General features: G+C 40.7%; 1 protein-coding gene. It reads right to left on the bottom strand.

Annotation, left to right across the window (positions count from 1 at the left end; genetic code table 11):
* The coding region (locus tag P9L98_03825; protein ID MDP8216430.1) for a glucoamylase family protein at window positions 1-3,430 on the bottom strand (3,430 nt) is incomplete at both ends.

Genomic DNA, 3,430 nt, shown 5'->3' with positions numbered 1-3,430 from the left:
TTTTCTCTGAACAACCTCTCTATTTCGCTACTGTCTGATTCCTGGCAGGCCGTTATGATATCTTCAAGATGTGGTGCTCTGGCTTTGAGTGAGTCGTTTAATTGGGCTAAGCTTCCTTCTCCATTTAGGAATGCTTGATAAAGATCGACCTCTTCGATTATAGATGAGTTTCTAAGATCGATATTAAATCCTGCTGCAAATAAAGTTGCTAGGTAGTCTCTATTTTTAAGCATCAGATCCCAAGGACTATCTCCTTCTCCTGTTCCGAATTTTAAGGCGTTCTCTACTGCTATCATTACTCCGCCTAAACTAAACCATGTCGGCGTCTCCCAGCCCCATTCGGGGTTTATGCTGTCGGTTGGACCGTATCTGCCTACATTATCCGGGAAGGCAAGGGTATAATAACGCATGCTCTGATAGGATAGCCATGGTGTAAACATTGAATTAGCTACGTTTGAATTAAACGAAGTTGTTCCATCATAATTGTCACCATCATGGTCCCTAGGTTGTGTTCCTATCTCCATAAGGTAAAACTTATCAAGACCCATTGATGCTGAAAGCGTCCAGAGATAGCTACTTAAAGAACGTAGGTCTGTGTTCTGTACAGCCGTTGCGTGAGTATTAAGAGCCATCTGAATGGCGTTTTGATAATGGTTCATGCCTGTATATCCGGCTGCTTTTTCATTAGAAGTATTTTGAGGCAGGTCTGTTAAATACAATAGCGGGAAGAATACCTGAGGATATTGAATCTGGAATAACGCTCCATCAAAAGGATAGACAATATCTTTACCACTCGCTCCACTAGCAACTGGCCTCTGCATACTGTAGAACCCTTCTATTAAAGCGTCTGCTGCTTCCTGGTCACCGGCTGTAACAAATGAACCTATGCCCATTAAGAATGGAATGATATATTCATGATACCAGTCTACGCCGTTACCTACGGGGTATCCTCTCTCATCTGTCCAGCCAAGAGCTAATGTTGATAGTTCGGTTATATTTGCAGTGCTGCCTAAGCTAGAAGCAAACATAAGTTCATTTAAACGTATAGATGATTTAAAAGTATTATATTTTTCAACTATATCTTCGTCTCGTCCTTCCCATGTTGAGTATGCTTCAAATCCGCACATTGTAAGGTAGGTGTCTATAAGTGAGACCTCGCAGTTTCCAGACCTTCCGTCTGTTCCCGGGCGGTAATAGTGGTAAAGTAGTCCAAATTTACCCTGGGCATTTAAGTCATTAGGATCGTTAGGATTATCGTATATAAAATCTATAAAATTAGCTATTATCTGATTTGCTTTTTCTGTGCTTATCTTTCCTTCTTCAACTCCGCTTATTAGTGCTAAGACCATAAATCCTCCAACACCCATTGAATTATCGATTCCTCCGAAAGCATCGGCGATAGCTCCTGTTGAGAGGTCTTGGTTCTCTGTAAAGTAACGTAATAGCCAGTCTGTGACCTGCCCCAGCACATCTTCTGGGGTCTGGTAGGTATCTGTCTCTTCTCTTGGAACACCCAACAGCTCTTTCATTAACTGTTTTATTGCCCAGGAGAGTATGCCCATCTCTTTTATCTCTTCTGCTGTATAAGGGTTCCCTTCGGCCTCAGCCCAAAAAGACGAGCCGCTTGCACCTGTTAAGGCGTAGGAACCGGATACGGCATCACGGAATAAGTAATCTAAGAGCTTATTCTTTCCTAATGTAGTTCTGGTAACCTCTTCAAAAGTTGCCCCTGAATTGGGTAGATACCAGAGATAATAATCAAGATAGGGTCTGATCATTTTATTGTTAAGCAATATCGCGCTCTCTTGATGTAAAGTTGACTCCTGCAGCTCTTTTATTATTGTACCGCTAAGGATTGTTGTTGCTATTACATCTACGGGCGATAAGCCTAGCTCTTTCCAGTACCAGTCTGCAGCATTTAAATCCTCTAAAGCAGCAGAATAATCATCCCCTGCCATTGTTGTAAGCTGTTCTATTAGTTGGCGCCTGAAATCTGAACTGAGATTTTGCAGAGGTTTTACTCTTGCTTTAAATTCAGAGGCTATCTCTGATATGTCAGAGTATGTTCCTTGACGGTAGAGTTCCTTTATATAGTTTAAAGCTATAACATCTTTATAGGATTTAAGGTCTAATTTTCTCTGAAGGGTTCCTTCTAAAAGAACTTGCAGGGCATATTCAACTGCAAAATTGCCGTAGCGTGATTCTAAATCTGGTAAAGCCTCTGTTAGGCCGTCGAAATCAACATAGATTAAAACGTTATTATTTCCAATAGTATTTTCAGAAAATGGCTCATAACTCCAGAACTTAGATAGTTCTTCTTTTGCCTCTTCTTGAGCAATAGTGGTATCGATTTTAGTTTCAATGTCTTCTTGGTCGAGTTTCAACATAACTAAGACAAGGTTTATTGCTGAATCAAGACGCTCTGTTTTCTCTGACTTAGAATGTCCGGGATATAGGGTGCTCTCTTTCTGCGACCAAGCAGTGCTGTCCTCCCAAATAAGATCTGAAAACTCCCGCTCTAAACCTGTATTTAAAGCCTCTGCAAACTCTTCTTCTGTTGAGGTTTCTTCTGCGGCATTCTCAATAATGGGGGAGAGTACCCTTTTGGGGTTAGCTCCTTTAAGAGATAGTATCATTGCGTATTTAATCAATAGGTCAAGAGATGTATTATCCATGATTTCAGCATAAGATGTAGTGCCATCTATATCCAAATTCTGCAGCAGGAACTCTTCTATAGGCATGCTTAAACCGATTTCGCTGACGGCCTCTGCTATATCTTTGGATAGATCACTTGACAGCTGGAATAACTCATCAGGGAGCATGGCTAATTCAGGGGAGATTTCAAGTAATTCAAAAGCCTCAAGGTCAAAGAGGTTGCCCCAGTTTATAGAGTGAGTCAGGATATCATCCTCTAAAATCTCTATCCTTAAAAGCCTCTGCAGATATTCATTTTGAATGCTTCCCATCGCTTCTATTATGCCTGCATCTGTTAGGCCTCCTAAGCTCTCTGCTCTTTTCCCTAGTTCTATTGTTATTGCCTCGTCTATAAGGTTCCAGAATTCAAAAGGTGTATTTACTCTCCAGGTAAGTTCTGCTGTATGGGGAAGAATATTATTGAAAGAGCCGATTATATTAATTAGTTCGTCGTTTTGAACAAGTCTGCCGATATGTTTTAAGAATTCGATATCATAATCTCTGTTAGTGCCCCATTCACGAAGAGGACCCAATACAGTCTTAAAGATCTCAATTCCTCGCGCTATTCTCTCTTCATCTTCTCCAAATACGGAGGTTGTTTTAACAGAGACGTTAAAATCATTAAGACTAAATCCCGCCGCTGTTTCAATCTTACCATGAGTAAAGGTTTCTGTTTTACCACGTGAAGTTGTATCGTAACCTTCTACGTTGAAACGGAATCCGATAATTATATTCT

This window comes from Candidatus Kaelpia imicola, from assembly GCA_030765505.1.
Lineage (GTDB): Bacteria > Omnitrophota > Gorgyraeia > Kaelpiales > Kaelpiaceae > Kaelpia > Kaelpia imicola.
This window is presented reverse-complemented; position numbering and strand designations above follow the sequence as displayed.